This window comes from Bradyrhizobium niftali, assembly GCF_004571025.1.
In the GTDB taxonomy this organism is placed as follows: Bacteria; Pseudomonadota; Alphaproteobacteria; order Rhizobiales; family Xanthobacteraceae; genus Bradyrhizobium; species Bradyrhizobium niftali.
Genome location: NZ_SPQT01000046.1, coordinates 16,695 through 42,154 on the forward strand (window position 1 = coordinate 16,695; position 25,460 = coordinate 42,154).

A 25,460-nucleotide genomic window follows, 5' to 3' on the forward strand; every position below is an offset into this window, starting at 1 on the left:
GCCATGGCCAAGCGTTCATTCCTGATCCCCGGCGTCGACAAGCGGCTGCTGATCAAGGACTCGATCAAGACGATGCCTGACGTCACCCGCCGCCGCTTCATCGCGGGCGGCGCCAGCCTCGGCGCGCTGACGCTGCTCACCGGCTGCGACGTGATCGACTCGTCCTCCGCCGAGGAGATGCTGAAGAGTGTCTCGAAGTTCAACGACGCCGTGCAGGATTTCATCTTCAATCCCGACGCGCTGGCGCCGACCTTCCCCGAGAGCGCCATCACGAAGCCGTTTCCGTTCAACGCCTATTACGACCTCGACGATGCGCCGGAGGTTTCGGCCGCGGACTGGAAGCTCGAAGTGCGCGGCCTCGTCGACAACAAGAAGTCCTGGACGCTGGACGAACTCTACAAGCTGCCGCAGGTCACGCAGATCACGCGTCACATCTGCGTCGAGGGCTGGAGCGCGATCGGCAGCTGGACCGGCACGCCCTTGCGCGATTTCCTCAAGCTGATCGGCGCCGACACGCGTGCGAAATACGTCTGGTTCCAATGCGCCGACAAGGACGGCTACAACTCGCCTCTGGACATGCGCAGTGCGCTGCATCCGCAGACCCAGATGACGTTCAAATACGCGGGCGAGATCCTGCCGCGCGCTTATGGTTTCCCAATGAAGATCCGCGTGCCGACCAAGCTCGGCTTCAAGAACCCGAAATACGTGGTCTCGATGGAAGTCACCAACGACTACAAGGGCGGCTATTGGGAAGACCAGGGGTATAATTCGTTCAGCGGGAGCTAGCTGCGCTGCTGTAGGGTGGGTTAGCCTTGCGGCTGCGCGAAGCGCAGTCCGCTGGGCGTAACCCACCTCTTTGGTTTCCGCGGTGACAGAAGTGGTGGGTTACGCCAGCGGACCGCGCTGCGCGCGGCCGCGGGCTAACCCACCCTACGACACCGTTTATTTGGCTGGCCCCACCTTCCGCTGGCACAGCGCCGCGAAGGCCCCAAGCGCCAGCAGCGCCGCCGACACGTTCAGCGCATAACTCAGGCTCCCCAGCGCATCCGTGATCGCGCCGACCACGATCGGTCCCAGCGTCTGCCCGACGCCGAACGAGATCGTCATCGCCGCGATCGCGGTCGGCCACACCTCGGGCGGATAATTGAAGCGGACGAAGGCCGTGGTCGAGCCGACCACGGCGAAGAAGGCGACGCCGAACACGACCGCCGAGGTCGCAAGCCACGCAGTCGAATGTCCCAGCATCGGCAGGCCCGCGCCGACCGCGTTGGTGCCGAGGATGATGGCGGTGGCAAGCCCGCCGCGATCCAGCGCGAGCACGCCGCGCCAGACCCACGGCGTGACGAAGGCACTGAGGCCGATCAGGCTCCAGAACGCGGCCTGCGCTGCGGCACCACCGCCGCCGTCGCGCACATAGGCGATCATGAAGGTCATGTAGGCGATGTAGCCGGCGCCGAACAGGAAGTAGCCGGCGAGATAGATCAGCACGGGGAGAATGGCGAAGGAGGCATGGCCGCCTTCCGTGAAACGCGCCCGGCTCTCGATGCGGATCAGGAACAGAGGCACGGTCATCGCGGCCGAGAGCAGCGTCAGCGCCCACCACACCAGCCACCACGAGCCCGGTCCGAAATGCTGGAGCGTGAACGGGGCGATCAGCCCCGAGGCGAGAATGCCGATCCCGGGGCCGGCATAGTACAGGCTGAGCAGGAAATTCGCCCGCTCCGGGCGCGATTGCGCAATCGACGCGGCCAGGGCGCCCCCGGCGACGAAGCCGGCCGCTGCCCCCAGGCCCAGCACCAGGCGTGCCAGGCTCAGCGCCACGAAATTGCCTGTCAGCGCGCAGGTGGCGAGCGCGGCGACGCAGGCCAGGGTTCCCACGCGGATCGCGGCCGACCAGCCGACGCGCCGGATCAGCCGGGACGCGACCAGCGCGCCCACGAGGTAGCCGACGGCGTTGATGGTGTTCATGAAACCGGCCGCCGAGTAGGACCAGCCGAGGTCCTCCCGCATGTCCGGCAGCACCAGCGCATAGGCAAAGCGGCCGATGCCGAGCCCGACCGTCGCCGCCAGCGACAGGGTCAGGATCAGCCGCGCGGGGTGCGCGTCGGGCGGGGGGCGGTCAGGGGCGTGCAAAGGGGTACTCCGGCGACCCGCACTGTGGCAGGCCCTGCCGGTCTTGCACAGCCGCGGCGCGGCAATGGTGTCTTGCCAAGCGCGCAACGCCGCTCTAGCACTCCGGCCGGCCGTCATTCCGGGGCGCGCCTTTTGGCGCGAGCCCGGAATCCATTCCACCACTTGTTGCGTGGCCTGATGGATTCCGGGCTCGCTCGCTTTGCTCGCGCCCCGGAATGACGAGAGAGGATTGAGAAGGATCTGACCATGGCGACCCACAAACTGCTGCTGCTTCCCGGCGACGGTATCGGCCCCGAGGTGATGGGCGAGGTGAAGCGGCTGATCGACTGGCTCAATTCGGCCGGGATCGCCAAATTCGAGACCGATACCGGCCTCGTCGGCGGCTCAGCCTATGACGCGCACAAGGTGTCGATCTCCGAGGGCGATATGGCCAAGGCGATGGCCGCCGACGCCATCATTTTCGGCGCGGTCGGTGGTCCCAAGTGGGACGCCGTTCCCTACGAGGTGCGCCCCGAAGCCGGCCTGCTCCGCCTGCGCAAGGATCTCGGCCTGTTCGCCAACCTCCGCCCCGCCGTGTGCTACCCGGCGCTGGCCGATGCCTCGAGCCTGAAGCGCGAGGCGATCGAGGGCCTCGACATCGTCATCGTGCGCGAGCTCACCGGCGGCGTCTATTTCGGCGAGCCCAAGACCATCACCGATCTCGGCAACGGCCAGAAGCGCGCCATCGATACCCAGGTCTACGACACCTATGAGATCGAGCGCATCGCCCGCGTCGCCTTCGACCTTGCCAAGAAGCGCAAGAACAAGGTGACGTCGATGGAGAAGCGCAACGTCATGAAGTCGGGCGTGCTCTGGAACGAGGTCGTCACGCAAGTCCACAAGCGCGAATATCCCGACGTCACGCTCGAGCATCAGCTCGCCGATTCCGGCGGCATGATGCTGGTGAAGTGGCCGAAGCAGTTCGACGTCATCGTCACCGACAATCTGTTCGGCGACATGCTGTCCGACATCGCGGCGATGCTGACCGGCTCGCTCGGCATGCTGCCCTCGGCCTCGCTCGGCGAGGTCGACGTCAAGAGCAAGAAGCGCAAGGCGCTGTACGAGCCGGTGCACGGCTCAGCGCCCGACATCGCCGGCAAGGGCCTCGCCAATCCGATCGCGATGATCTCGTCCTTCGGCATGGCGCTGCGCTACTCCTTCGACATGGGCGCGCTCGCCGACAAGGTCGATGCCGCGATCGCCGCCGTGCTGGCGAGCGGCCTGCGCACCGCCGACATCAAGTCGGAAGGCACCACCGCCGCCTCCACCACGCAGATGGGCGAAGCGATCCTGAAGGAATTGCAGAAGCTGCACGCCTGACGGCAAGCGCAGAATCGTAGGGTGGGTTAGCCCTGCGATTGCGCGAAGCGCAATCGCTCGGCGTAACCCACCCTACGGCATCTGCTATCGGAGCCACCTCATGGATGCCTCACCCCGCCCCAAGATCGCGGAAACCATCATCCATGAAACGGTGCGCCGGCGCGAGGCGCAGATCGGGCGGCGCTGCGAGATCCTCGCCAACACGCGCATCGAATATGCCTCGCTCGGCGACTACTCCTATCTCGGCGAGAATTGCGACGTCGCCGATGCCGCAATCGGCAAGTTCACGGCGATCGCCAATTCGGTGCGGATCGGCGCGCCGAACCATCCGATGGGCCGCCCGTCCCAGCATCGCTTCACCTATTGCCCGGAATACTACGAGGCGAGCGCGACGCGCGACCGTGACTTCTTCGCGGATCGCCGCGGCGACCGGGTCATCGTCGGCAATGACGTCTGGATCGGCCATGCCGCGATCCTGCTGCCGGGCGTGCGCGTCGGCGACGGCGCGGTGATCGCGGCAGGCGCAGTCGTCAGCCGCGATGTCGAGCCCTACACCATCGTCGGCGGCGTTCCCGCGCGCCCTATCCGCAAACGCTTCGACGATGCCGTCGCGGAGAGCCTGCGCCGCATCGCCTGGTGGGATTGGCCGGATGAGTTGATCTTCGAGCGCCTCGCCGATTTCCGCTCCGAGGCGATCGAGGAATTTTGCAGGCGCTACGACCCGGCCGCCAACGCGTAAGGCGGATCCATCTCCCAAAAACAAAAATGGCCGGGCGTGAGCCCGGCCATTTTGATTCGGTGCCTGCGTCCGCCTCAGTACAGCGGGAAATTCTGCGGATAGCCGCCGACGTCGGCCGGCGGGGACAGCGGCTGGCGATCGATCGGGCGGTTGAGGTTTTCGCGGGCGAAGGACGGATAGCCCACCGCCGGCGGGAAGGCGTAGTCGGTGAACTTGCGATCGCCCGGATTGACCTCGGTGCCGCCGTCGAGCCAGGAGCGCTTGCTCACATAGATGCGGGTTCGTCCCTGCTGATAGACCGTGTTGGGGCCGCTCGGGCCGTAATACGGCCGGCCGCGCTCGTCATAGCGCTTGATCTTGGTGTCGGCCGAGGCCGGCGCCGCGAAGACCATGGCAATCGCGGCGCCCGCCGCAAGCAATGTCGCCAATTTGTTCGCGGCAGAAAATTTCGAGCTCATCACGTCCCCTTCAGGCGGCAAGCCGCCAGTCGATTTCGACCCATACTAGCCCGGTCGGGGTGGCCGCAACTAGGTCTATTGGGTCACACCAGAGCGGAATAATCGTACGCGCCGGCAAAAGTTGCATGAATACCAGCCACTTGAGCTTGATGCCGGTCAAAGCGCTCCGCGCAATTGCGCGTTCGCGGCGCCCAGCAGCCAGTCCGGCGCGCCCTGGGGGTCGCAACCCCTGCGCTTGAGCTCGGCACGGGCGAAGAATTCCGCCAGCTTCGGCTCGTTGCCCGAGGTGAGCAGCGTCAGCCGGTTCAGCGTGCAGGCGACGGCCGCGCGCCGGGCGGGCAGCGTATCGCCCTGGCAGGAGAAGCCGGAGATCTGGAGCGCCGGCTCCTCGCTGCGCTTGAGATAGCCAAGGCATGCCTGTGCCGTGCCGGTCGGCCGGAACAGAGCGACCGGGCCGAATTTCGTGTCGATCAGGCCGGCCTGCTCGAGCGGGACGACCGCGTCGAGGCCCATCTGAACGGCGAGGTCTGCGGTCGCCGGGCGAGCCACGTCGAATTCGCCGCCCTCCCGGTAAATCTCGAGCTGGGCCACAGATTTGTCCGCCTCGCCCGTCCAGCGCATCACGTCCCTGCGGCCGCCTTCGGGATGCCGGAGGACGGTGTAAGAGGCTGTTTTCTCTGATGAATCGAGTCGGCTGAGGGCGAAGGCCGGATGCGAGCGGTCGGCGATGCTCCAGCCCGGTTTCTCAGCGGGCTCGTCGTCGCGCAGGCTCGGAAGCTGGTTGAGCGCCGCGAGGCCCAGGATGGCAAACAGCACCAGCGTCCCCACATAGGCGAACAGGCGCGCCAGCGTGCCGACGACCTCGTCGGCGAAATTGGCGAGCGCCAGATGGATCTGGGTGGGAGTTGCGGCCGTGCTGGCCTCAGGCGGGTACATCCATGGCCTTCGGGCATGGTCCAACGTTGTCTTGAGGCCGGTTCTCGCATAGAAGCGCTGCTCTTCCTGCTTAAGCGTCAGCTTCAGGAACGGGCTTTTTCATCGGAGAGTGAACGATGGGTTACAAAGTCGCAGTCGTCGGCGCGACCGGCAATGTCGGACGGGAAATGCTCAACATCCTCGATGAGCGCAAATTCCCCGCGGACGAGGTCGTGGCCCTCGCGTCACGCCGCAGCGTCGGTGTCGAGGTCTCCTATGGCGACCGCACCCTGAAGGTCAAAGCGCTCGAGCATTACGACTTCTCCGACGTCGACATCTGCCTGATGTCGGCGGGCGGCTCGGTGTCGAAGGAATGGTCGCCGAAGATCGGCGCCGCCGGCACGGTCGTGATCGACAACTCCTCGGCCTGGCGCATGGACCCGGACGTGCCGCTGATCGTGCCCGAGGTGAACGCGGATGCGACCGCGGGCTTCAAGACGAAGAACATCATCGCCAACCCGAACTGCTCGACGGCGCAGCTCGTGGTCGCGCTGAAGCCGCTGCACGACAAGGCGACGATCAAGCGCGTCGTGGTCTCGACCTATCAATCGGTGTCGGGCGCCGGCAAGGACGCGATGGACGAATTGTTCTCGCAGACCAAGGCCGTCTACACCAACAGCGAGATCGTTAATAAGAAGTTTCCCGCGCGCATCGCCTTCAACATCATCCCTCAGATCGACGTCTTCATGGAGGACGGCTACACCAAGGAAGAGTGGAAGATGATGATGGAGACCAAGAAGATTCTTGATCCCAAGATCAAGCTCTCCGCGACCTGCGTGCGCGTGCCTGTCTTCGTCGGCCACTCCGAGGCCGTCAACATCGAGTTCGAGAATCCGATCAGCGCCGATGAAGCGCGCAACATCCTGCGCACGGCGCCCGGCTGCCTCGTCATCGACAAGCATGAGCCCGGCGGCTACGCCACGCCCTATGAAGCGGCCGGCGAGGACGCCACCTATATCAGCCGAATCCGCGAGGATGCCACGGTGGAGAACGGCCTCGTGCTGTGGTGCGTGTCGGACAATCTGCGCAAGGGCGCCGCGCTGAACGCGATCCAGATCGCGGAAGTGCTGATCAACCGCAAGCTGATCAGCGCGAAGAAGAAAGCGGCTTAAGAAGCTGCGTTGCTTTGTAGGGTGGGTTAGCGAAGCGTAACCCACCTCTTTACTTTCCGCGGTGCCAAAAGTGGTGGGTTACGCCTGCGGCTAACCCACCCTACAACACCTACGCCACGCTTCGCGCGTTCTTGAATTCCTTCGCGATCTTGTCCAGCACGAACAGCGATCCCTCCGCGACGCCGAAATAGGCGCCGTGGGTCTGCATCTGGCCGGCATCGACCGCCTTCTGCACGAACGGGAAGGTCATCAGGTTTTCCAGGCTGCGGAACACCGCGGCCTTCTCGATGCGCTCGACGAACTGCGCCATGGTCTCGCGGTCGCGCTGCTCGACCACCTCGCCCGGCTTGATGAACATCTGCATCCATTTGCCGATGAAGTCACCGGGGGTGAGCGGCTCGATCTTGTCGACGAAGGCGCGGATGCCGCCGCATTGCGCGTGCCCGAGCACCACGATGTGCTTCACCTTCAGCACCTTCACAGCATATTCCAGCGCCGCCGAGACGCCATGCGCGTTGCCGTCGGGCTGATACACCGGCACCAGATTTGCGATGTTGCGGACGACGAACAATTCGCCCGGGCCGACGTCGAAGATCACCTCGGGCGAGACGCGGCTGTCGCAGCAGCCGATCACCATCACTTCCGGCGACTGCCCCTTCACCGACAGCTCGCGATAGCGGGTCTGCTCGGTCGGCAGCCGCTGGGTGGCGAAGGCCCTGTAGCCTTCCAGCAAATGCTCTGGGAATGTGATCATGGCCTATGCCTAATCATAGACCGCAGGGGCGAACAAGCCTTTCGAATAGGCATGCCAGGTGCTATCGGCTCAGGTCAGAAGAGCTACGAGGAAACCGGAAGGACCATTCGCATGACCCGCCCGCGCCGCAGCCATCTGTTCATGCCCGGCTCCAACCCCCGCGCGCTGGAAAAGGCGCGGAATCTGGCCGCCGACGGACTGATCCTCGATCTCGAGGATTCCGTCGCCCCCGACGCCAAGGCGGTGGCGCGCGACGGAATCGCCGCCGCGATCGCGGCCAAGGGGTTCGGCAAGCGCGAGGTCCTGATCCGGACCAATGGTCTCGACACGCCCTGGTGGGCGGATGACATCGCGATGGCGGCCAAGGCATCGCCTGACGGCATTCTGGTTCCAAAAGTTTCAAGCGTCGAAGATCTCGACACGATCGGCCGTCGCCTTGCCGAGCTCGGCGCGGCGCCGACCGTAAGAGTCTGGGCCATGATCGAGACCGCGCGCGCCGTGCTCCATGCCGAGGAGCTGGCCGCCGCCGGGCGCGATCCGTCGAGGCGCCTCTCCGGTTTCGTGTTCGGGCCGAACGACATCTCGCGCGAGACGCGAATCCGGATGTTGCCCGGCCGCGCCGCGATGATCCCGATGATCACCCACTGCATCCTGGCGACGCGCGCCCACGGCCTCGAAATCCTCGACGGCCCCTACAGCGACATCAACAATTCCGACGGCTTTGCCACCGAATGCGCGCAGGGCCGCGACCTCGGCTTCGACGGCAAGACGCTGATCCATCCCTCGCAGATCGAAGCCTGCAACGCGATCTTCACGCCGCCGGAAGAGGAAGTCGCGCGCGCGCGAAAGATCATCGCGGCGTTCGAATTGCCGGAGAACGTCTCGCGCGGCGCGATCCGGCTGGATGGCGCGATGGTGGAGCGCCTGCACGCCGACATGGCGCGTCGCACGATCGAGATCGCAGACGCGATCGCCGCGATGAGCAAGGGCTGAGGTGTGTCCCCGGCCCGATCCGTCCTTCTGGATCTCGACGGAACGCTGATCGATTCGCGGCCGGGCATTGTCGCAAGCTGCACAGCCGCATTGCGTGTGCTCGGGCACGATCGAGGCAAGGCACCTGACATAGCGATCGGTCCGCCACTCGAAGACATCTTGCGGACGCTGCTGCAGGCATATGGCGACGACCGGATCGATGAAGCCGTCGTCGCCTATCGTCAGCACTACGGTGAAAGCGGCTTGCTCGGAAGCGAGCCCTATCCTGGAATCGGCGGAACACTCCAGGAATTGCGGCAAGCCGGATTGAGGATCTACCTCGCGACATCGAAGCGCGAAGTCTTCGCGCGACGGATCCTGGAGAACCTGAATTTGGCGGTGTATTTCGACGGCATCCACGGCTCGGTGCCGGGCGGCACGCTCGATCATAAGGCCGAGTTACTCGCCCATATCCTGTCTGAATACGGCATCGCCGCCTCGCACAGCCTCATGATCGGCGATCGCCGCCACGACATCGTCGGCGCTCATGCGGTCACGATGCGCGGGCTTGGCGTGCTCTGGGGATATGGCAGCCGGGATGAGCTGGAGGCGGCCGGCGCGGATCAATTGGTGGAGCGGCCAGCCGATCTCGCGCGCACGGCTCTATCGATGCTGAACGGATAGTCTTCGTCGCAATCCGCGCCGCGTCAACGCGGCGCGAGGTCGGCGCGATCGAGCGATTCCAGCGTCGCGGCATTGGCGCAGTAGCCGTGATAGTTCTCCGCGGCGGTGCCGTCGGCGAGATCGCGGTCGCATTCGCCCTTGTGATCGCAGAGCGAGCAGACCCGCTCCATGTCGCGCAGCAGCAGCGGCTGTGCGCGGCCGAGCCCTTCGGCGCTGATGCCGAGCTGCTCCAGCATCTTCGGCAGTTCATCTGCGGCGTGCTTGCCATGACGGACCAGCTCTTCGAGATCGTCGGGCGCGATCCTGAGATCGCTGGCGATCCGGTCGAAATCGGCGCGATCGAGCTGCCGCATCTCGTTCATCTCGCGGCGATGCTTCAACCAGCTGGCAAAGGCGTCGATGAGATCCTGAACGATGGGATAAGGCCTGGTTGCGGTGCTCATGCGATGCTCCGTTTGGGTCGTGGAATTGGAGCGAGATTAGGCACAATGGTGCAGGAGCGCGTTGCGCTGGATCAAATTGGGAAGGGATCAAGGAATTGCTCTTGTGTCCCGGACGCGCTGCAGCGTGTCCGCGACGGGTGCAACGTGATCGCGTGTAGGGCGCAAATCCTTCCACATCGTCATGGCCGGGCTTGACCCGGCCATCCACGCCTTGCTGGGCAGCGCGAAGAACGTGGATGCCCGGGACAAGCCCGGGCATGACGACCTCTTTCGACGCTTATATGCGATTGCTCGAAGCGCAGAGGAGAGCTACGCGAACCGCTCCGTCGCCCACGCATACAGGCTGCCCGGGATCGGCTTCTCGCCGCCGCGGCCCTTGGGCGAGATGTGCAGGCCGATGATCTCGGGGTCGGTGACGAGGCCGAGATAGCTCGAGGGATCGAAGAACAGCTTCGGCTCGGCGTGCACGGCGTAGAACGACTGCTTCGGCAGTGCGCGGCCCAGCTCGCCGGTGCGGCGCGCCAGTGCAGTCAGCGCCGCAGGTCCGAAGATCGCGACACGGATGTCCGAGAGGCGATTCGAGCCGCCGCGCAGGCGACGCATCATGAAGGTGATGCGATGGCGCACTGACAGCCAGTTCGGCGTCAGCTCCTCCTGCTCCATCAGCTCTTCGAAGGCGGCAACGATGCCGTGCCCGGGCGGCAGGTAGATCACGGAATTGCCAAGCTGGCGCGGCCGCTCCCAGGCGAAGTAGGGCTTTGCCGGATCGATCTCGACGGGCTTCAAGAGCAGCACATCGGCATCGAGCCAGAGGCCGAGGCCCTTCGCCATCAGCTTCATGCGGAAGAAGTCGCTGAACTGAAGCGTGGTCCAGTCGCGCCAGCTTCCGTCGGGCTGCGGCGGCCGCAATCGTTCGGAGAACGCGTGCGGCAGGATCGCTTCGGCATCCGCATTGCCGACGCCCGCAGGCAGACCGGGAATGGTGTCAAAGCTGTAGACCGTGACCTTGTGGCCGGCAGCTAACTGCGAGCGCAGGCAGGTCTGGCGCAGGGCGTCCATCGGGCCGTGCCAGAAGGTGACGATGTCGGGCAGCATGGCCGGAAGCTTAGAGCATGATCCGGAAAAGTGTGCAGCGGTTTTCCGAAAAGATCATGCTCAAACAACAGGTGATAATCAGGACAAAGAAAAAGCCCCGGCGCTGTCAGCACCGGGGCTCGAACGAAAATCTGAGATCAGGCCCAGGCGCGTTCGCGCTTGAGCTTGTCCTCATAGGTGTCGATCGAGGCCTTCTTCTCCATCGTCAAGCCGATGTCGTCGAGGCCGTTGATCAGGCAGTGCTTGCGGAACGGGTCGATCTCGAACTTGACCTTGCCACCGTCGGGGCCGCGGATTTCCTGGTTCGGCAGGTCGATCGTCAGTGTCGCGTTGGCGCCGCGCTCGGCGTCGTCGAACAGCTTGTCGAGGTCTTCTTGGGCAACGCGGATCGGCAGAATGCCGTTCTTGAAGCAGTTGTTGTAGAAGATGTCGCCGAACGAGGTCGAGATCACGCAGCGGATGCCGAAATCGAGCAGCGCCCAGGGCGCGTGCTCGCGGCTCGAACCGCAGCCGAAATTGTCGCCGGCGACCAGCACCTTCGAATTGCGATAGGCTGGCTGGTTGAGGACGAAATCCGGATTCTCGCTGCCGTCGTCCTTGTAGCGCTGCTCGGAGAAGAGCCCCTTGCCAAGGCCGGTGCGCTTGATGGTCTTGAGGTACTGCTTCGGAATGATCATGTCGGTGTCGACATTGATGATCTTCAGCGGCGCCGCGACGCCTTCCAGCGTAGTGAACTTGTCCATGGTTGCGCTTTCCCGGGTGGTCTAGGGGGAACAGGTATTTATCGCGATCGGGGGCCGAATCCTAGGCCGAATTCGGCAGATCTAATCTGCTTGACCCGTCTCCTGGGCCTCAATCGCCGCCATATCGTCGTCCGAAAGGCCGAAATGGTGGCCGATCTCGTGGATCAGGACGTGGCGGACGATATGGCCGAGGGTCTCGTCGTGCTCGGCCCAGTAATCCAGGATCGGCCGGCGGTAGAGCCAGACCATGTTGGGCAGCCGCGCCACGTCGCCAAAGCTCTGCTGGGGCAGGCCGACGCCCTGGAATAGGCCGAGCAGGTCGAACTCGCTCTCGCAGTCCATCTCGTCCAGGACCTCCTCGGTCGGGAAGTCGTCGACGCGGATGATCACGCCCTCGCACAGCCCGCGAAACTCCGCCGGCAGGCGCTCGAACAATTCGTGGGCCACCGCTTCCATCTCGGCCAGCGAGGGGGCCTTCAATTCCGTCCACATGGACTTCTCTTAGCGTGGGTTCCGCGGCGTTGCATCCCGCTTTATAAGATCGAGCGTTGACGTCGCGCGTGAAAACGGGGAGCGTACGACGCATCAAGGGGATGGCTCAGGTCAGTGGTGGTGTGATGCGGGCGGGAACAGCAGTACCGGTTCTACTGTGCATGGGGTTGTTTTCGACTTTTTTTGTCGTTGCCCCAACCCCGGCCCAGGCCCAGACGGCCGGCCCCGACATCCGGCTGGCCCAGGCCGTCTCGCCCGACTCCCCGCCGCCGCGCAGGCGGCCCCAGACGCGCCTGCGCGTTACGCCCTATTACAGCCCGGACGGCGTCTATCCGCGCTACAATCCCGGTCCCGATGCGGTCCGCGAGTGCAACGCCACTTATGTGCAGGAATACCGGCCTAGCGGCACGGTGATCGTGCCGCATATGAGCTGCTACTGGCGCCGGGGCTGACGCCCCCTCAATTCCCGCGGAGCGCGCCGATCAGGCCGGCGCCGACAACAGCTGCGGACGCGCCATAGACCAGGATCGTCATCACGAGCTGAGTCAGCGGGCTCGCCGCGCCGGCCTCGACGCCCGGTCCCTGCGCGGCAATCGCCGAGCTCGCGCCGAGCGCAAGGCTCGCTGCGATCGCGAGGCGAGATATCCGCAATCCGCTGGAATTCGGCATGACCATCTCCTGCATTCGCTCGACCAGAAGATACGTTCGTCGCTGACGGCCGGTTTTGGTGGCGCGCGAAATGTTGCGCCCAGGCTCAGGAACTTGTCGCGTGCCCTCTGCATTCGCGTCCGGGGCGCGTTCATCCATAGCCTATTCAGTCTCAAGGCTCCAGAGCTCGGCCCTCATCCTTGTGTCGTAACACCATTGGCGCCGTCATCATTGGCGCGGGCATCGTCATCACCGCCGGGCCTGTTTTAACTTGCAGAGGGCCTGGTGAAGCCCGCATGCTCAAGGCGCGGAGGTCGTCATGACGCGATGGATTGCATTGGCCGTTCTCGTTGGGCTCGTCGCCGGTTTGCCTCGCGCTTCCGCGATGCAGAGAACGACGAAGCCGGATGCCTCGGCGGGGATCGCAGTTTTTGATGCGCGACGACACGCGCGACACCACGACATTGCGCGGCACTCTGCGCCCCATGATCCGCGCTACTACGCGCGGCCCGTCTACTACCGTCCCTATCCTTACGGCGTGCCTGCGCCGTTCGTATTCGGCTATGGACCGTTCTGGTGAGTTGCTACTCTAACCGACGGGCGCAAATCCCTTCACCAGCAGCACGGTCGCCTGCGCGCCCGCCTTGCGGTCTTGCGAGATCTCGACATAGTCGGGCGAGTTGGAGAAGGCGAAAAACGCGGCCTCGTCGGGAAACGACATCATGACAAGCTTGTCATGCGGCCACGCGCCTTCGAGCACGCTCGGATGTTCATCGGCCGCAAGCAGTCGTCCGTTGAATTTCTTGAACACATCGAAGAACCGCGCCTGGTAGCGGTCATAGGCCGCGCGGTCCGTCATCTTCAATTGCGCGATTGCGTAGACAGTCATCGCAAAGATTCCTTCGTAAGGATCGCAATCTTGTAGCCTGGATGGAGCGCAGCGAAATCCGGGATTGGCGCGGAGCGCAAGACGTTTCCCGGATTACGCAACGCTCCATCCGGGCTACGAAGCGCATCGCTCGGAGGGACGCTCATTCATGAGGCGTTCACGTCGCCGTCCCTAATTTAATCTTGGGAGCGACCGCAAGTGAACAGCCGAATGAACAGCGGTGGCGCGATACGCTGCGCCGCAATGCGGCTGTGCGGGTTCAGGGAGAATTCCATGCTGAGGATTTTGGGTGTTGGGACAAGCCCGCTACGCTTGCTCGGGCTTGCGGCCGTTGCCACGCTGATGCTGTCGGCCGGGACTGCGCGCCGCGCCGAGGCGATGACTCCAATCAATCCAACGGCGTTGCCGGCGGCGAAGGCCGCAAGCGACGACCTCGTCACGCAGGTTCGCCACGGCGGCGGGGGACATGGCGGTGGCGGACATTTTCACGGCGGCGGCGGCGGTGGCTTCCGCGGTGGCGGCGGACATTTCGGCGGCTTCCATGGTGGCGGCTTCCGCGCCGCGCCGGCCTTCCACGGCGGTGGCATTCGCTACGGAGGAGTTCGCCACTACGGCGGAGGCGGATTTCATCGCTACGGAATCTATCGCCCGCATTATGGCTATCGCCACTTCCACCGGCGCTATTATTCCGGCGGCTACTATCCCTACTACCACTATCCGCGCCGCTGCCGGATCATCTGGACCTATTACGGCCCGCGCCGCATCTGCCGCTGGCACTATCCGTACCGCTATTGGTGATGTGAGTTAGCGCCGTCATTCCGGGGCGATGCGAAGCATCGAACCCGGAATCTCGAGATTCCGGGTCTGGCGCTTACGCGCCATCCCGGAATGACGTCGGTATTGGATGGCCTAGAGCCAATCCTTCAGCTTCCACGACGAAGCCTTCCACCGCATCAAATTCTCGATCTTCCACTGCCGGAACATCGCCGGCGGCCAGCGGCTGAGCTTTGAGGTCTCCTCGACCTCCGGCTTGGCGACGATGCGCAAGGGTGTCGTGCGCCGCCGGTGCTGGCGCGTCGCCTCGCTGATCAGATCGACATATTCAGGCTTGTTGGCCATGAGGCGTGTCCTCGCGAAGCCGTCGCGAGGACACAATGTCGGCGCTGCCGCTTAACAGCCGCTTGCCGCTTTAGCTCAAATTGCGGGGAGCAACTTACCGCCACTCCCTGACGTCGACGAAGTGACCCGCGATCGCAGCTGCCGCCGCCATCGCCGGCGACACCAGATGCGTGCGGCCCTTGAAGCCCTGGCGGCCCTCGAAATTGCGGTTCGAGGTCGAGGCGCAGCGCTCTTCCGGCTTGAGCTTGTCCGGGTTCATGGCAAGGCACATCGAGCAACCCGGCTCGCGCCACTCGAAGCCGGCCTTGATGAAGATCTTGTCCAGACCCTCAGCCTCGGCTTGCTCCTTCACGATGCCCGAGCCCGGCACCACCATGGCGTTGACGCTGGCGGAGACCTGCTTGCCTTCCGCGATCTTGGCGGCGGCGCGCAGGTCCTCGATGCGGCCGTTGGTGCAGGAGCCGATGAAGACGCGATCGAGCTTGATGTCGGTGATCTTCGTCCCCGCCGTCAGGCCCATGTACTTCAAGGCGCGGTGCTTGGAGAGACGCTTGGCCTCGTCCGCGATCTTGTCGGGATCGGGCACGATGCCGGTCACCGAGATGACGTCCTCGGGGCTCGTGCCCCAGGTCACGATCGGCGGCAGCTTTGCAGCGTCGAGGCGCAGTTCGTGGTCGAAATGCGCGCCCTCGTCGGAGCGCAGCTTCTCCCAGTAGCGCATCGCCGCGTCCCAGGCCGCGCCCTTCGGCGCCTTGGGGCGGTCACGCAGGAAGTCGTAGGCCTTCTGGTCGGGCGCGACGAGGCCGGCGCGGGCGCCGCCCTCGATCGACATGTTGCAGACCGTCATGCGGCCTTCCATGCTGAGCGCGCGGATCGCGTCGCCGGCGTATTCCAGCACGTAGCCGGTGCCGCCCGCGGTGCCGATCTCGCCGATGATGGCGAGGATGATGTCCTTGCCGGTCACGCCGTCAGGCAATTTGCCGTCAACGGTGACGCGCATGTTCTTGGCCTTCTTCTGGATCAGCGTCTGCGTCGCCAGCACATGCTCGACCTCGGAGGTGCCGATGCCGTGTGCGAGCGCGCCGAACGCGCCATGCGTCGAGGTGTGGCTGTCACCGCAGACGATGGTGGTGCCGGGCAGGGTAAAGCCCTGCTCGGGGCCGATGACGTGGACGATGCCCTGGCGCTTGTCGAACTCGTTGTAATATTCGATGCCGAATTCCTTGGCGTTGTCGGCCAGTGCCTTGATCTGCTCGATGCTCTCCGGATCGGGATTCGGCTTGGAGCGGTCGGTGGTCGGCACGTTGTGGTCGACGACCGCGAGCGTCTTTTCCGGCGCATGAACCTTGCGCCCGGTCGCGCGCAGGCCTTCGAACGCCTGCGGCGAGGTCACCTCGTGCACCAGATGGCGGTCGATATAGAGCAGGCAGGTGCCGTCGTCGGCTTCGTGCACCAGATGGTCGTTCCAGATCTTGTCGTACAATGTGGTCGGCTTGGACATGAGCTTGAGCTCCGGGAATGTGTGTCAGCGAAGAGCGCGGGTGGCGCGCGGGCAACAAAATCGTCAGCGCAGCTTTTAGGCTGCGCGCGTAAGCTCTGACGTTGCCGAGGTCGCGAAGCGTCCGAAGAACCGGCCAGGCAGCCGCGAGCGATCGTCGATGACGATGCGCTTGACGGGGGCGAGGCTGGTCAGATCTGGAAACATTCCAAGAATATATAGCAGGGAGATTTGGAAGCGCGAGGGCTTTGACGCGCACGGCTGACGCAACAAAAAAGCGCGGAGCCGAGCCCCGCGCTTTCTAGAACTTGCCTGGTGGGCGAAAGCTTACTCGCCGACGGCCGCCGCGCGGTCCTGCTTCTCGACGATGCGGGCCGACTTGCCGCGAAGGTTGCGGAGGTAATACAGCTTGGCGCGACGCACCTTGCCGCGGCGCACCACCTTGATCGAGTCGATCATCGGCGACATCACCGGGAACACGCGCTCGACGCCCTCGCCGTACGAAATCTTGCGCACGGTGAAGCTCTCGTTGAGGCCACCGCCGGAACGGCCGATGCAGACGCCTTCATAGGCCTGCACGCGGGTGCGGTCGCCTTCGACGACCTTCACGTTGACGATCACGGTGTCGCCGGGGCCGAATTCCGGAATGTCCTTGCCGGCGGACAGCTTGTCGAATTGCTCTTGTTCGAGCTGCTTGATCAGGTTCATGGGTAAATCTCCATCGGCGCGCCCAGCCTTTTCAAACGGGGGCTGCGCGAAATTCGTCTATCCAGCCATTGCGGATTTGGCCGCTGCTATAAGGCAAGCCGGAGCGTTTGTCACCCGTCTGTCTTGTTTTTTGGCGTTTTTTGGCGACCGGCCCGATTCGGGGCCTTGACCGGGATTTGGGCCGACAAATCGGGCCGCCGGGCCGCCGTCAGGGCCTCGGATTCGGCCCGCCGCCAGGCCGCGACCTTGGCGTGGTCGCCGGAGGTCAGGATCTCGGGGATCGGGACCCCCTCGAACAGCTGCGGACGGGTATATTGGGGGTATTCGAGCAGGCCGTCGGAGAAGCTTTCCTCGGTTCCCGAGGCCTCCTTGCCCATCACCCCCGGCAGCAGCCGGACGCAGGCGTCAATCAGCGCCAGGGCCGCGATTTCGCCCCCGGACAGCACGTAATCGCCGATCGAGACCTCCTCCAGGCCCCGTCCGTCGATCACCCGCTGGTCGATCCCCTCGAACCGCCCACAGACGATCAAGGGGCCAGGGCCCTGGGTGAGTTCCACGACGCGGGCCTGGGTCAATGGCCGACCCCGCGGGCTCATCAGCAGGCGGGGCCGCTCTTTTGAAGAATCCTGGCCAATCTCCGCCGCGTCGATGGCGGCCGCCAGAACATCCGCCCGCAGCACCATGCCCGGGCCGCCGCCGGCGGGGGTGTCGTCGACGCTGCGATGCCGGTCGGTGGCGGACGCCCGGATGTCCCGCGCCTCCAGCTCCCAAACTCCGGAGGCCAGCGCCCGGCCGGCCAGGCTCACGCCGAGCGGTCCCGGAAACATCTCCGGAAACAGCGTCAGCACCGTCGCGCGCCAGGGTGAGGAAGTCGTCATCGCCGCTGGTTAGGGCATTGCGGCCGACAGGTCGAGGCCCCGGATTCGCGAGATCTTTGGATTCCTCAGGCTCGCCGGCCATCCGACAGATGCGATGCCAGCAGCAGCGCCAGCGGGCATATCGCGAGTGCCGTGACCGCCGTCGCCGCGGTGGCCAGCGTCGGACCAAGGGCGTCGCCGAGCAGGCCGTAGAACACCGGCGCGATGGCGCCCGATCCGATCGTGCCGGTGTAGAACAGCGCGAAGGCGCGCTCGGTGCGATGAGGCGATGTGAGCTCGGGGACCGTGCCGTAGAGCACCGAGGACGTGCCGTTGAGCATCACGCCGAGCAGCGGCAGCACGATGATCGCCGGGATCAGCGGCAATACCAGCACCGCGAGGATCAGCGCGGCGGTGCCGCCCTCGGTGAGAAGCACGGTGCGGATCGTGCCGATCCGTTCGCCGAGCCAGCCGCAGGTGAATTTGCCGGCGGCGCCGCCGATGAACACCATCGCCAGCGCAACGCCGCTCGTCGGCAGCGAGGCGCCCTTGTCGCGCAGCAGGAACGGCAGGAAGGTGAGGAAGCCCATCCGCACTGCGCTGTCGAGAATCCCGATCGCGAGCAGCCAGGAGAAGCCGCCGCGGCCGGCATGCGTGCCTTGCGCCGTGACCGCTGATTTCTGCGCAAAGCCCTTGCCGACGGCCGGCATCAGCAGCGCGAGGCAGAGTGCAACGAGCAGGCCCATGAGTGCAACCAGAAGCAGCGCATGCCGCCACGACATGACCACCAGCAGCATCGCCGTGAGAGCCGGGAGCGCCGCCTTGCCGAGATCGCCGCTGAAATTATAGATGCCGAGTGGTCCGCGCGCGGCCTTGCCATAGGCGCGCGACACCGCGGCCGAGGCGAGCGGATGCTGCGTGCTCGAACCCGCGCCTGAAACGAGGAGCGCAAGGCCCAGCCCCACGACGCCGCCGGACAGTCCGGCCAGGACGTAGCCGAGCGCGGCCAACAGCGTGCCGAGCGCGAGCAGGATCTTGCCGTCGATCCGCTCGGCGAGGCGGCCGACCGGGATTTGCAGCCCGGCCATGGCGCCGGAATAGAGCCCGCGCATCACCGCCAAAAGGCCGTAGCTGAGCGCGAACTCGGCCTGCCAGACCGGCAGCAGCACATAGATCAGGTCGGTGTAGCCATCGTGGAGGGCGTGATTGATGCCGGTCGCCGCCAGCGTGCGGCGCGGCTTGCTCAGCGTTCCCTCGTCAGGGGCGGCCGCTTGCGGTTGCGATAGAAAACCTGAAGAAAGATTTGCCACGACCTCAAATCCGAATCTGTCGAAAGACGAAGCTGTGTAAGTGCCTTGGCCCTCACTATGCGGCCTTCCAGAATCCGTCACAAACCAGTAATAATCGGATCATGCGCTAGAAATTCTATTGTATGGCCCATGTTCGTTCCTCGCCGCAGCCTGCCGCCCCTGAACGCTGTCCGTGCCTTCGAGGCGGCGGCCCGGCTTGGCAGCTTCAAGGAGGCCGCGGTCGAGCTTGGCGTGACGCATGGCGCGGTCAGCCAGCAGATCCGCCTGCTCGAGACCTGGCTCGGGCCGCCGGCGCTGTTCCGGCGATCGGTGCGGCGGGTGGTGCTGACGCCGGCTGGCGCTGCGCTGCTCGCGGAGTTCGCGCCCGCGCTCGATCGCGTCTCGGCCGCCGTGCAGCAGCATCGCAAGCGCCGCGGCGAGGCGCCGGCCGCGGTGCTGCGCGTCAACGCGCTCGCGACGTTCAGCCTGCGCTGGCTGTTGCCGCGGATGACCAGGTTTCGTGCCGAGCATCCCGATATCGAGGTGCAACTGTCGACGTCGAACGATGCGGTGGATGCCTTGCCCGAGCTGTTCGACGTGGTGATCCGCGGCGGCCCCGACACCTTTCACGGCTTTGCGTCGCGCTTCCTGTTGTCCGAGCAGCGGCTGCCGGTGTGCAGTCCCGCTCTGCGCACGAAGCTGCCGCTGACGGAGGTTGCGGATCTCAGCCGGCATACGCTGCTGCACGTCACCTCGATGCCGCGGCTGTGGCGTGACTGGCTGACCGATGCAGGCGAGTCCGCGCTGGAGGGCGCGGCGTCGCTGACCTTCGATCATTTCTATCTGACGCTTCAGGCCGCGCTCGACGGCCTCGGCGTCGCCATGGGACCGACGGCACTGATCGCCGACGATCTCGCGGCGGGCCGTCTGGTAACGCCGTTCCCGAACATCAGGCTGCCGGCCCGCAGCTACTTTGCTTATTTTCCTGAAGGGCGCGACGACGATCCGCATCGCGCGGTGTTCTGCGACTGGCTCGAGCAGCAGGGCCGTCAGACGGCTGAGCGCGGTTAGCGCTCCTCGCTCTCCTCGCCCGCGATTTCCTCCGGCAGCGCGATCACGACGCGGCCGCCGGCGATGTCGACCTCCGGCACCACCGCATTGGAGAACGGCAGCAGCAGCGACGTGCCTTTGGGCGGCGCGATCTCGATGATGTCGCCGGCGCCGAAATTATGGATCGCGAGCACGCGGCCGAGCGCAGCGCCGTCCGTGGTGACGGCGGCGAGCCCGATCAGATCGGTGTGGTAATATTCGTCCTCATCCGTCGCGGGCAGTTTTGCGCGCGCGACATAGAGCTCGATGCCGTTGAGGCGCTCGGCCTCATCGCGGGTCGTGACGCCCTCGAACGTCGCGACCAGATGATCCCTGGCCTCGCGCGCCGTTGCTACCTCGAACTGGCGCTTGCCGTCCTTGGACAGCAGCGGGCCGTAGCGCTTCACCGCAAAAGGATCTTCGGTGAAGGTCCATAGTTTGACCGCACCGCGCACACCATGCGCGGCGCCGATCCGCGCGACGCAGACCAGCGCCGACATGGTCTGGCCTTAACCCTTCGCGGCGGCTTCGGCCTGCGCCTTGCGCTCCTTGCGCGGCACGGCCTTCTGCGGGTTGTTGCGGGCTTCGCGCTTCTTGACGCCGGCAGCGTCGAGGAAACGCGACACGCGGTCCGACGGCTGCGCGCCCTTGGCGACCCAGGCCTTCACCTTCTCCATGTCGAGCTTGAGGCGCGCCTCGTTGTCCTTCGGCAGCAGCGGGTTGAAATAGCCGAGACGCTCGATGAAGCGGCCATCGCGCGGGAAGCGCGAGTCGGCGACGACGACGTGATAGACGGGACGCTTCTTGGTGCCTGCGCGGGCGAGGCGGATAACGACGGACATTCAGTTCTCCTTCAAAGTACAGTTTGTTCGGTTGATTGGTATTCCGCGTTGCGCGGGACCGGTGCGGTCCCCCGCGACGAATTCCTCATTTCTTCTTGCCGGGAAAACCGCCGAGCCCCGGCAGGGTCGGCTTGCCGCTGAGGCCCGTAAGCCCCGGCAAATTCGGTAGGCCGGAGCGAAGACCGGGCGGCAGATCCTTCGGCAGGCTGGGCAGGCCCTGCCCGCCGCCGCTCTGCATCTTCTCCTGCATTGCCTTCATCTCTTCGGGCGAGGGCATCTTCATGCCGCCGCCAAAGCCCATCGCCTGGGCGATGCCGGCGAGCGGGCCGCGCTTGCCCGAGCCCATGGCCTTCATCACGTCGGCCATGTTCCGGTGCATCTTGAGCAGCTTGTTGACCTGCTCGACGCTCTGGCCGCTTCCCGCGGCGATGCGCTTCTTGCGGCTGGCCTTGAGCAGGTCGGGATGACGGCGCTCGTCGCGCGTCATGGAATCGATCACCGCGACCTGGCGCTTCAGGATCTTGTCGTCGATGCCGGCGGCCGCGATCTGGTTCTTCATCTTGGCGATGCCGGGCATCATGCCCATCAGCCCGCTGATGCCGCCCATGTTCGCCATCTGCAACAGCTGCTCGCGCATGTCGTTGAGGTCGAACTGACCCTTGCGCATGCGCTCGGCGGTGCGCGCGGCCTTTTCGGCGTCGATGTTGGCGGCGGCACGTTCGACCAGCGACACCACGTCGCCCATGCCGAGGATGCGGCCGGCGATACGGTCGGGATGGAAATCTTCCAGCGCGTCGGTCTTTTCGCCGGTGCCGATCAGCTTGATCGGCTTGCCGGTGACGGCGCGCATCGACAGTGCCGCGCCGCCGCGGCCGTCGCCGTCCACACGGGTCAGCACGATGCCGGTGAGGCCGACGCGCTGATCGAACGCGCGCGCAAGGTTGACCGCGTCCTGGCCGGTGAGGCTGTCGGCGACCAGCAGCACTTCATGCGGATTGGCGGCGGCTTTGATCGCAGCCGCTTCCGCCATCATCTCTTCGTCGAGCGTGGTACGGCCGGCGGTGTCGAGCAGTACGATGTCGTAGCCGCCGAGCTTGCCGGCTTCGAGTGCGCGCTTCGCAATCTGCGGCGGCTGCTGGCCCGCCACGATCGGCAAGGTCGGAATGTCGAGGTCGCGGCCGAGCACGGCCAGCTGCTCCATCGCCGCCGGGCGATAGACGTCGAGCGAAGCCATCAGCACCTTGCGCTTGTCGCGCTGGACCAGGCGGCGGGCGAGCTTCGCGGTGGTGGTGGTTTTACCGGAGCCTTGCAGGCCGACCATCATGATCGGCACCGGCGGCACGGAATTGACGTCGATGGTCTGGCTTTCGGCGCCGAGCGTGTTGATCAGTTCGTCATGGACGATCTTGACCACCATCTGGCCGGGCGTGACCGACTTGACGACGGTGGCGCCGATCGCCTGCTCGCGGACGCGCTCGGTGAAGCTGCGCACCACCTCTAGCGCGACGTCGGCCTCCAGCAGCGCGCGGCGCACCTCGCGCATCGCGGCGTCGACGTCCTTTTCGGTCAGCGCACCGCGCCCCGTCAGACGATCGAGAATGCCACCAAGCCGTTCCGACAGATTGTCGAACAATGCCGTTGTCCTGTTGCTGTCTTCCCGACGGGAAGAGCGCTCCGTTACTCACCGCTGTCATGCCCCGCGAAGGCGGGGCATCCAGTACGCCGCGGCTCCTCGGTTCCAGCCGAGCCGTCCTCGGAGTACTGGATCCCCCGCCTTCGCGGGGGACGACCACCCTCTCGTTCTTGGCCAAAGCCAGGATGCGATCTTCCAAACACCTTTGCGCCCGAGGGCGCATAGCGCTGTCGGGCGTTGACCTCTGGCCTCCGGGGCCAGTCGGCGGGTCGAAAAGAAAGCCTTTCCGAGAAAGTGGCGGGGTTAAACGCCGCTCCCGCCCAAAAGTCAAGGAAAGTTAGGGGGCCGGGGCCTGTTTGGGAAGGCAAGGCTTTGAAAACACGTCCTTTCCGGCGGTGGGTTCCTTTTCTTCTGCCTCCCGCCCATATAGGCGGTGATGCCTCACCGTCCGCACCATCCCTAGAAGCCCGCCCGTGCCGGTCACCCGCCGCCGCATTTTCGGACTGCTTGCCGGAGCCGGTGCGCTGGTCGGCGTCCCCTCGCTCTGGATGTCCCGCATGAAGACCTATGACGGTCCCGCCTCCGACCATTTCAACGGCCTGCACTTCTTCGATCCCGACGGCGCGCCGCCGAAATCGCTTCGCGAGGTGCTGCGCTGGCAGTTCAGCGGCAAGCGGCAGCGGGCGACCTGGCCGGAGTGGGTGCCGAGCCCCCATGCCGACACCCCGCCGGAGCGCGTTGACGGCGGCAAGGTGCGGCTCTCCTTCGTCGGGCACGCCAGCTGGCTGATCCAGGCCGGCGGCCTCAACATCCTGGTCGATCCCGTCTGGTCCTCGCGGGTCTCGCCGGTCGCCTGGGCCGGGCCGAAGCGGCACAACGATCCCGGCATCGCCTTCGAGAAGCTGCCGAAGGTCGACGTCGTGCTGGTCTCGCACGGCCATTACGATCACTTGGACATCGCGACGCTGTCGCGGCTCGCCAAGAATTTTGCTCCGCGGGTGGTCACGCCGCTCGGCAACGACGTGACGATGCGCAGCACCGACTCGTCGATCAAGGCCGAGGCGTTCGACTGGCACGACCGCGTCGAGCTCGGCGGCGGCATCGCCGTGCATCTGGTTCCGACCCGGCACTGGACGGCGCGCGGCGTGTTCGATCGCAACAAGGCGCTGTGGGCGAGTTTCGTCTTGGAGACGCCGGCCGGGAAAATCTACGTCGTCTGCGATTCCGGCTATGGCGATGGCCGGCATTTCCGCCGCGTCGCCGAGAAGCACGGGCCGTTACGCCTGGCGATCCTCCCGATCGGCGCCTACGAGCCGCGCTGGTTCATGCGCGACCAGCACATGAATCCGGAAGACGCGGTGAAGGCGCTGCTCGATTGCGGCGCGCAGGACGCCCTCGGGCATCATCACGGCACGTTCCAGCTCACGGATGAAGCGATCGACGCGCCGGCCAAGGCGCTGGTCGAAGCGCTGGATACTGCGAAGATCCCGCAGGAGCGGTTCGTCGCGATGAAGCCGGGGCAGGTGGTGGAGATTTAGGTCTCGCCAAACATCAAGCTGTCGTCCCGGCGAAGGCCGGGACCCATACCGCGTGATTTTTCATGCGTGGACGGTCGCAGTACCGAACTGCGAGTCTTCGCCAAACCACTCCCTGTGGTTATGGGTCCCGGCCTTCGCCGGGACGACACCGTTGTTGTTGCGAATAGCGTGCCTCTTACTGCCCCTGCTTGATCGCCCAGCTCACATTCACCGTCACCGACAGCGTCTCCTCGCCGGGCGCGACGGCGGCGGGTGCGGCCATCGGAGCCGTTGCCATTCGCGCCTTGAACAACGGCACCGGCGCGCCGCCTTCGGAGACGCTGAGCGGCGCGCCCAGCGTGACGCCGGTAGCCTTGGCGTAGATCTCGGCCTTGCGGCGGGCATCCGCCACCGCCTGCTCGCGGGCCTCGTCGAGCAGTTTTGACGCCTGCGTCACCTCGAACGAGATGTTGCCGATGTCGTTGGCGCCGGCGCCGACCAGCGTGTCGATGATGCCGGCGACCTTGGTCACGTCGCGAATCTTGACGGTGACGCGATTGGAGGCGCGGAAGCCGACCACGGGCGAGGCGCCGGTGGATTTGTTCTGGCCGTATTGCGGCTGCAGCGACAGCCGCGAGGTCTGGTAATCCTTCTCGGCGATCCCGGCGCCCTTCAGTGCCAGCAGCACCTTGCCCATCGCGGCGTTGTTGGCGTCGGAGGCTTCCTTCGCCGTCTTGGCATCATTGGCGACACCCGCGTCGATCTGCGCAAGATCGGGCGCCACGGAAACGGTGGCTTCGCCGCTCACCGAAATCGCGGAGGGAAAATCGTCGGCGAACACGGGCGTTGCCAGCAGCGTGGCAGCGAAAACGGCGGCGAGTAGGGCGGGCTTTTTCATCGATCTCACTTCAGGGGCACGAAAACATTGATCACGAGCTTGTCCTCCGCCGTCTTCAGGGGATCGGTGAGGTACTCCTCGATAAAGGTGTCCTTGGCTTCCAGTCTCTTGTCGTCGAGGTGATTGGTGATCGCCTCATAGGTGTTGTCCATGTTGTCATAGGAGCCGCGATGGACGAATTTCAGCGCCTTGCCCTCCGGCGATTTGCCGACGCTCATGTCCTTGGGCAGGTTCTTGGGATCCTGCTCGACCGGAATTTCGGCGAGGAAGGTGAAGCCGGTGTCGTCGGTCGAGGTATAGACGATCATCGAATTGCCGGCGTGCTTGATGCCCTGCTTGTCCAGGAGCGTGTTCAGCGCCTTGAAGGCGTCGACCAGCGTGTCGAAGGCCGATTCCCAATTGGCAGTGCCCTTGACCATCACGACCTTCCTGGACTCGAGCGTGGTCTCGAGGCCAAAGGGATCGGCGGTCTGGACCGGGGCGGGGGTGGCGGCTGCGGCGGGCGGCGGTGCGG

General features: G+C 65.2%; 31 protein-coding genes. 11 read left to right on the plus strand and 20 right to left on the minus strand.

Translation table 11 applies throughout. From position 1 onward, the window contains the following. Window positions 1-3: 3 nt before the first annotated feature. On the plus strand, window positions 4-786 hold the full coding sequence (locus tag E4K65_RS42955; RefSeq protein WP_027543910.1) for a molybdopterin-binding protein: 783 nt from the start codon (window positions 4-6) through the stop codon (window positions 784-786). A gap of 156 nt (window positions 787-942) precedes the next feature. Here E4K65_RS42955 and E4K65_RS42960 read toward each other — a convergent pair whose 3' ends face one another. Next, a complete protein-coding gene (locus tag E4K65_RS42960) occupies window positions 943-2,133 on the minus strand; it encodes a YbfB/YjiJ family MFS transporter (RefSeq protein WP_167771611.1) in 1,191 nt (396 codons plus the stop codon). A 246-nt stretch (window positions 2,134-2,379) separates the two neighbouring features. On the opposite strand from E4K65_RS42960, the gene leuB reads away from it, so the two are divergent. Both leuB and E4K65_RS42970 read left to right on the plus strand, forming a co-directional pair. After that, a complete protein-coding gene (gene leuB / locus E4K65_RS42965; RefSeq protein WP_135179241.1) occupies window positions 2,380-3,492 on the plus strand; it encodes a 3-isopropylmalate dehydrogenase in 1,113 nt (370 codons plus the stop codon). A gap of 100 nt (window positions 3,493-3,592) precedes the next feature. After that, window positions 3,593-4,231: a DapH/DapD/GlmU-related protein gene (locus tag E4K65_RS42970; protein ID WP_135179242.1), complete on the plus strand. Its 639-nt coding sequence runs from the start codon at window positions 3,593-3,595 to the stop codon at window positions 4,229-4,231. A gap of 74 nt (window positions 4,232-4,305) precedes the next feature. On the opposite strand, the gene E4K65_RS42975 is transcribed toward E4K65_RS42970, so the two are convergent. Then, window positions 4,306-4,689: a hypothetical protein gene (locus tag E4K65_RS42975; protein WP_135179243.1), complete on the minus strand. Its 384-nt coding sequence runs from the start codon at window positions 4,687-4,689 to the stop codon at window positions 4,306-4,308. A 156-nt stretch (window positions 4,690-4,845) separates the two neighbouring features. Next, a complete protein-coding gene (locus E4K65_RS42980; protein ID WP_135179244.1) occupies window positions 4,846-5,625 on the minus strand; it encodes a hypothetical protein in 780 nt (259 codons plus the stop codon). Window positions 5,626-5,741: 116 nt separating this feature from the next. On the opposite strand from E4K65_RS42980, the gene E4K65_RS42985 reads away from it, so the two are divergent. After that, window positions 5,742-6,776, plus strand: coding sequence for an aspartate-semialdehyde dehydrogenase (locus E4K65_RS42985; protein ID WP_027543916.1), 1,035 nt, complete (start codon window positions 5,742-5,744; stop codon window positions 6,774-6,776). A gap of 109 nt (window positions 6,777-6,885) precedes the next feature. Here the strand turns inward: E4K65_RS42985 and E4K65_RS42990 are convergent, their stop codons facing one another. After that, a complete protein-coding gene (locus E4K65_RS42990; protein WP_135179245.1) occupies window positions 6,886-7,530 on the minus strand; it encodes a carbonic anhydrase in 645 nt (214 codons plus the stop codon). 111 nt (window positions 7,531-7,641) lie between these two features. Here E4K65_RS42990 and E4K65_RS42995 point away from each other — a divergent pair, with 111 nt between their 5' ends. Beyond that, window positions 7,642-8,523, plus strand: coding sequence for an HpcH/HpaI aldolase/citrate lyase family protein (locus E4K65_RS42995; RefSeq protein ID WP_135179246.1), 882 nt, complete (start codon window positions 7,642-7,644; stop codon window positions 8,521-8,523). Window positions 8,524-8,526: 3 nt separating this feature from the next. Continuing rightward, complete coding sequence (locus E4K65_RS43000; RefSeq protein WP_135179247.1) at window positions 8,527-9,186, plus strand: HAD family hydrolase; 660 nt, start codon at window positions 8,527-8,529, stop codon at window positions 9,184-9,186. A gap of 23 nt (window positions 9,187-9,209) precedes the next feature. On the opposite strand, the gene E4K65_RS43005 is transcribed toward E4K65_RS43000, so the two are convergent. The 4 genes from E4K65_RS43005 to E4K65_RS43020 form a co-directional block, all read right to left on the minus strand. After that, a complete protein-coding gene (locus tag E4K65_RS43005; protein ID WP_135179248.1) occupies window positions 9,210-9,629 on the minus strand; it encodes a DUF6455 family protein in 420 nt (139 codons plus the stop codon). Window positions 9,630-9,938: 309 nt separating this feature from the next. Continuing rightward, window positions 9,939-10,724, minus strand: coding sequence for a glycosyltransferase family 32 protein (locus tag E4K65_RS43010; RefSeq protein WP_135179249.1), 786 nt, complete (start codon window positions 10,722-10,724; stop codon window positions 9,939-9,941). 137 nt (window positions 10,725-10,861) lie between these two features. Next, window positions 10,862-11,467, minus strand: a complete 606-nt coding sequence (leuD, locus tag E4K65_RS43015) for a 3-isopropylmalate dehydratase small subunit (RefSeq protein ID WP_092189495.1) — start codon at window positions 11,465-11,467, stop codon at window positions 10,862-10,864. A gap of 81 nt (window positions 11,468-11,548) precedes the next feature. After that, window positions 11,549-11,959: a metallopeptidase family protein gene (locus tag E4K65_RS43020; protein ID WP_135179250.1), complete on the minus strand. Its 411-nt coding sequence runs from the start codon at window positions 11,957-11,959 to the stop codon at window positions 11,549-11,551. Window positions 11,960-12,120: 161 nt separating this feature from the next. Here E4K65_RS43020 and E4K65_RS43025 point away from each other — a divergent pair, with 161 nt between their 5' ends. Then, window positions 12,121-12,411 (plus strand): hypothetical protein, encoded by a 291-nt coding sequence (locus E4K65_RS43025; RefSeq protein ID WP_167771612.1) that lies wholly within the window; start codon window positions 12,121-12,123, stop codon window positions 12,409-12,411. A gap of 7 nt (window positions 12,412-12,418) precedes the next feature. Here E4K65_RS43025 and E4K65_RS47950 read toward each other — a convergent pair whose 3' ends face one another. Continuing rightward, entirely contained in the window at window positions 12,419-12,628 is a 210-nt protein-coding gene (locus tag E4K65_RS47950; RefSeq protein WP_167771613.1) for a hypothetical protein, read from the minus strand. Window positions 12,629-12,926: 298 nt separating this feature from the next. Here E4K65_RS47950 and E4K65_RS43035 point away from each other — a divergent pair, with 298 nt between their 5' ends. Next, window positions 12,927-13,187, plus strand: a complete 261-nt coding sequence (locus E4K65_RS43035) for a hypothetical protein (protein WP_135179252.1) — start codon at window positions 12,927-12,929, stop codon at window positions 13,185-13,187. 9 nt (window positions 13,188-13,196) lie between these two features. Here the strand turns inward: E4K65_RS43035 and E4K65_RS43040 are convergent, their stop codons facing one another. Continuing rightward, window positions 13,197-13,496, minus strand: a complete 300-nt coding sequence (locus E4K65_RS43040) for a DUF1330 domain-containing protein (protein WP_135179253.1) — start codon at window positions 13,494-13,496, stop codon at window positions 13,197-13,199. 273 nt (window positions 13,497-13,769) lie between these two features. On the opposite strand from E4K65_RS43040, the gene E4K65_RS43045 reads away from it, so the two are divergent. Then, window positions 13,770-14,294, plus strand: coding sequence for a hypothetical protein (locus E4K65_RS43045; protein WP_135179254.1), 525 nt, complete (start codon window positions 13,770-13,772; stop codon window positions 14,292-14,294). A 111-nt stretch (window positions 14,295-14,405) separates the two neighbouring features. Here the strand turns inward: E4K65_RS43045 and E4K65_RS43050 are convergent, their stop codons facing one another. The 5 genes from E4K65_RS43050 to E4K65_RS43070 form a co-directional block, all read right to left on the minus strand. After that, the gene (locus E4K65_RS43050) at window positions 14,406-14,615 is read right to left on the minus strand and encodes a hypothetical protein (protein ID WP_135179255.1); all 210 of its coding nucleotides are present in this window, start codon (window positions 14,613-14,615) and stop codon (window positions 14,406-14,408) included. Between the two features lie 94 nt (window positions 14,616-14,709). After that, complete coding sequence (gene leuC / locus E4K65_RS43055) at window positions 14,710-16,116, minus strand: 3-isopropylmalate dehydratase large subunit (RefSeq protein ID WP_135179256.1); 1,407 nt, start codon at window positions 16,114-16,116, stop codon at window positions 14,710-14,712. A 324-nt stretch (window positions 16,117-16,440) separates the two neighbouring features. Next, window positions 16,441-16,821, minus strand: coding sequence for a 50S ribosomal protein L19 (gene rplS / locus E4K65_RS43060; protein WP_027573014.1), 381 nt, complete (start codon window positions 16,819-16,821; stop codon window positions 16,441-16,443). Between the two features lie 110 nt (window positions 16,822-16,931). Further along, window positions 16,932-17,699, minus strand: coding sequence for a tRNA (guanosine(37)-N1)-methyltransferase TrmD (gene trmD, locus E4K65_RS43065; protein WP_135179257.1), 768 nt, complete (start codon window positions 17,697-17,699; stop codon window positions 16,932-16,934). Window positions 17,700-17,764: 65 nt separating this feature from the next. Continuing rightward, window positions 17,765-18,988, minus strand: a complete 1,224-nt coding sequence (locus E4K65_RS43070; RefSeq protein WP_135179258.1) for an MFS transporter — start codon at window positions 18,986-18,988, stop codon at window positions 17,765-17,767. 129 nt (window positions 18,989-19,117) lie between these two features. Here E4K65_RS43070 and E4K65_RS43075 point away from each other — a divergent pair, with 129 nt between their 5' ends. Beyond that, on the plus strand, window positions 19,118-20,038 hold the full coding sequence (locus tag E4K65_RS43075) for a LysR substrate-binding domain-containing protein (RefSeq protein WP_135179259.1): 921 nt from the start codon (window positions 19,118-19,120) through the stop codon (window positions 20,036-20,038). Here the strand turns inward: E4K65_RS43075 and rimM are convergent. From rimM to ffh, 3 genes are all read right to left on the minus strand, one after another. Continuing rightward, complete coding sequence (gene rimM, locus E4K65_RS43080) at window positions 20,035-20,556, minus strand: ribosome maturation factor RimM (RefSeq protein WP_135179260.1); 522 nt, start codon at window positions 20,554-20,556, stop codon at window positions 20,035-20,037. The two genes, E4K65_RS43075 and rimM, sit on opposite strands and share 4 nt — an antisense overlap. A 9-nt stretch (window positions 20,557-20,565) precedes the next feature. Further along, window positions 20,566-20,898 carry a 30S ribosomal protein S16 gene (gene rpsP, locus E4K65_RS43085; protein ID WP_011083313.1) on the minus strand — a complete coding sequence of 111 codons (333 nt, stop codon included), beginning with the start codon at window positions 20,896-20,898 and terminating at the stop codon, window positions 20,566-20,568. Window positions 20,899-20,983: 85 nt separating this feature from the next. Then, window positions 20,984-22,531: a signal recognition particle protein gene (gene ffh / locus E4K65_RS43090; RefSeq protein ID WP_027543935.1), complete on the minus strand. Its 1,548-nt coding sequence runs from the start codon at window positions 22,529-22,531 to the stop codon at window positions 20,984-20,986. Between the two features lie 473 nt (window positions 22,532-23,004). On the opposite strand from ffh, the gene E4K65_RS43100 reads away from it, so the two are divergent. After that, complete coding sequence (locus E4K65_RS43100) at window positions 23,005-24,069, plus strand: MBL fold metallo-hydrolase (RefSeq protein ID WP_167771614.1); 1,065 nt, start codon at window positions 23,005-23,007, stop codon at window positions 24,067-24,069. 175 nt (window positions 24,070-24,244) lie between these two features. Here the strand turns inward: E4K65_RS43100 and E4K65_RS43105 are convergent, their stop codons facing one another. Together E4K65_RS43105 and E4K65_RS43110 are read right to left on the minus strand one after the other, a co-directional pair. Beyond that, the gene (locus E4K65_RS43105) at window positions 24,245-24,946 is read right to left on the minus strand and encodes an SIMPL domain-containing protein (RefSeq protein ID WP_167771615.1); all 702 of its coding nucleotides are present in this window, start codon (window positions 24,944-24,946) and stop codon (window positions 24,245-24,247) included. A gap of 5 nt (window positions 24,947-24,951) precedes the next feature. Continuing rightward, window positions 24,952-25,460: GyrI-like domain-containing protein (locus tag E4K65_RS43110; protein ID WP_235885993.1), on the minus strand; the 509-nt coding region annotated here is incomplete at its 5' end.

Bases quoted from the DNA above. Each gene is read 5' to 3' on its own strand.
- E4K65_RS43045 (WP_135179254.1), top strand. From the start codon at position 13,770: ATGCTGAGGATTTTGGGTGTTGGGACAAGCCCGCTACGCTTGCTCGGG.
- E4K65_RS47950 (WP_167771613.1), bottom strand. From the start codon at position 12,628: ATGCCGAATTCCAGCGGATTGCGGATATCTCGCCTCGCGATCGCAGCG.
- trmD (WP_135179257.1), bottom strand. From the start codon at position 17,699: ATGACGACTTCCTCACCCTGGCGCGCGACGGTGCTGACGCTGTTTCCG.
- E4K65_RS43050 (WP_135179255.1), bottom strand. From the start codon at position 14,615: ATGGCCAACAAGCCTGAATATGTCGATCTGATCAGCGAGGCGACGCGC.
- E4K65_RS42955 (WP_027543910.1), top strand. From the start codon at position 4: ATGGCCAAGCGTTCATTCCTGATCCCCGGCGTCGACAAGCGGCTGCTG.
- leuD (WP_092189495.1), bottom strand. From the start codon at position 11,467: ATGGACAAGTTCACTACGCTGGAAGGCGTCGCGGCGCCGCTGAAGATC.
- leuC (WP_135179256.1), bottom strand. From the start codon at position 16,116: ATGTCCAAGCCGACCACATTGTACGACAAGATCTGGAACGACCATCTG.
- E4K65_RS42995 (WP_135179246.1), top strand. From the start codon at position 7,642: ATGACCCGCCCGCGCCGCAGCCATCTGTTCATGCCCGGCTCCAACCCC.
- E4K65_RS43020 (WP_135179250.1), bottom strand. From the start codon at position 11,959: ATGTGGACGGAATTGAAGGCCCCCTCGCTGGCCGAGATGGAAGCGGTG.
- E4K65_RS43035 (WP_135179252.1), top strand. From the start codon at position 12,927: ATGACGCGATGGATTGCATTGGCCGTTCTCGTTGGGCTCGTCGCCGGT.
- leuB (WP_135179241.1), top strand. From the start codon at position 2,380: ATGGCGACCCACAAACTGCTGCTGCTTCCCGGCGACGGTATCGGCCCC.
- rplS (WP_027573014.1), bottom strand. From the start codon at position 16,821: ATGAACCTGATCAAGCAGCTCGAACAAGAGCAATTCGACAAGCTGTCC.
- E4K65_RS42975 (WP_135179243.1), bottom strand. From the start codon at position 4,689: ATGAGCTCGAAATTTTCTGCCGCGAACAAATTGGCGACATTGCTTGCG.
- E4K65_RS42990 (WP_135179245.1), bottom strand. From the start codon at position 7,530: ATGATCACATTCCCAGAGCATTTGCTGGAAGGCTACAGGGCCTTCGCC.
- E4K65_RS43105 (WP_167771615.1), bottom strand. From the start codon at position 24,946: ATGAAAAAGCCCGCCCTACTCGCCGCCGTTTTCGCTGCCACGCTGCTG.
- E4K65_RS42985 (WP_027543916.1), top strand. From the start codon at position 5,742: ATGGGTTACAAAGTCGCAGTCGTCGGCGCGACCGGCAATGTCGGACGG.
- E4K65_RS43075 (WP_135179259.1), top strand. From the start codon at position 19,118: ATGTTCGTTCCTCGCCGCAGCCTGCCGCCCCTGAACGCTGTCCGTGCC.
- E4K65_RS43005 (WP_135179248.1), bottom strand. From the start codon at position 9,629: ATGAGCACCGCAACCAGGCCTTATCCCATCGTTCAGGATCTCATCGAC.
- rimM (WP_135179260.1), bottom strand. From the start codon at position 20,556: ATGTCGGCGCTGGTCTGCGTCGCGCGGATCGGCGCCGCGCATGGTGTG.
- rpsP (WP_011083313.1), bottom strand. From the start codon at position 20,898: ATGTCCGTCGTTATCCGCCTCGCCCGCGCAGGCACCAAGAAGCGTCCC.
- E4K65_RS43010 (WP_135179249.1), bottom strand. From the start codon at position 10,724: ATGCTGCCCGACATCGTCACCTTCTGGCACGGCCCGATGGACGCCCTG.
- E4K65_RS42980 (WP_135179244.1), bottom strand. From the start codon at position 5,625: ATGTACCCGCCTGAGGCCAGCACGGCCGCAACTCCCACCCAGATCCAT.
- E4K65_RS43025 (WP_167771612.1), top strand. From the start codon at position 12,121: ATGGGGTTGTTTTCGACTTTTTTTGTCGTTGCCCCAACCCCGGCCCAG.
- E4K65_RS43040 (WP_135179253.1), bottom strand. From the start codon at position 13,496: ATGACTGTCTACGCAATCGCGCAATTGAAGATGACGGACCGCGCGGCC.
- E4K65_RS42970 (WP_135179242.1), top strand. From the start codon at position 3,593: ATGGATGCCTCACCCCGCCCCAAGATCGCGGAAACCATCATCCATGAA.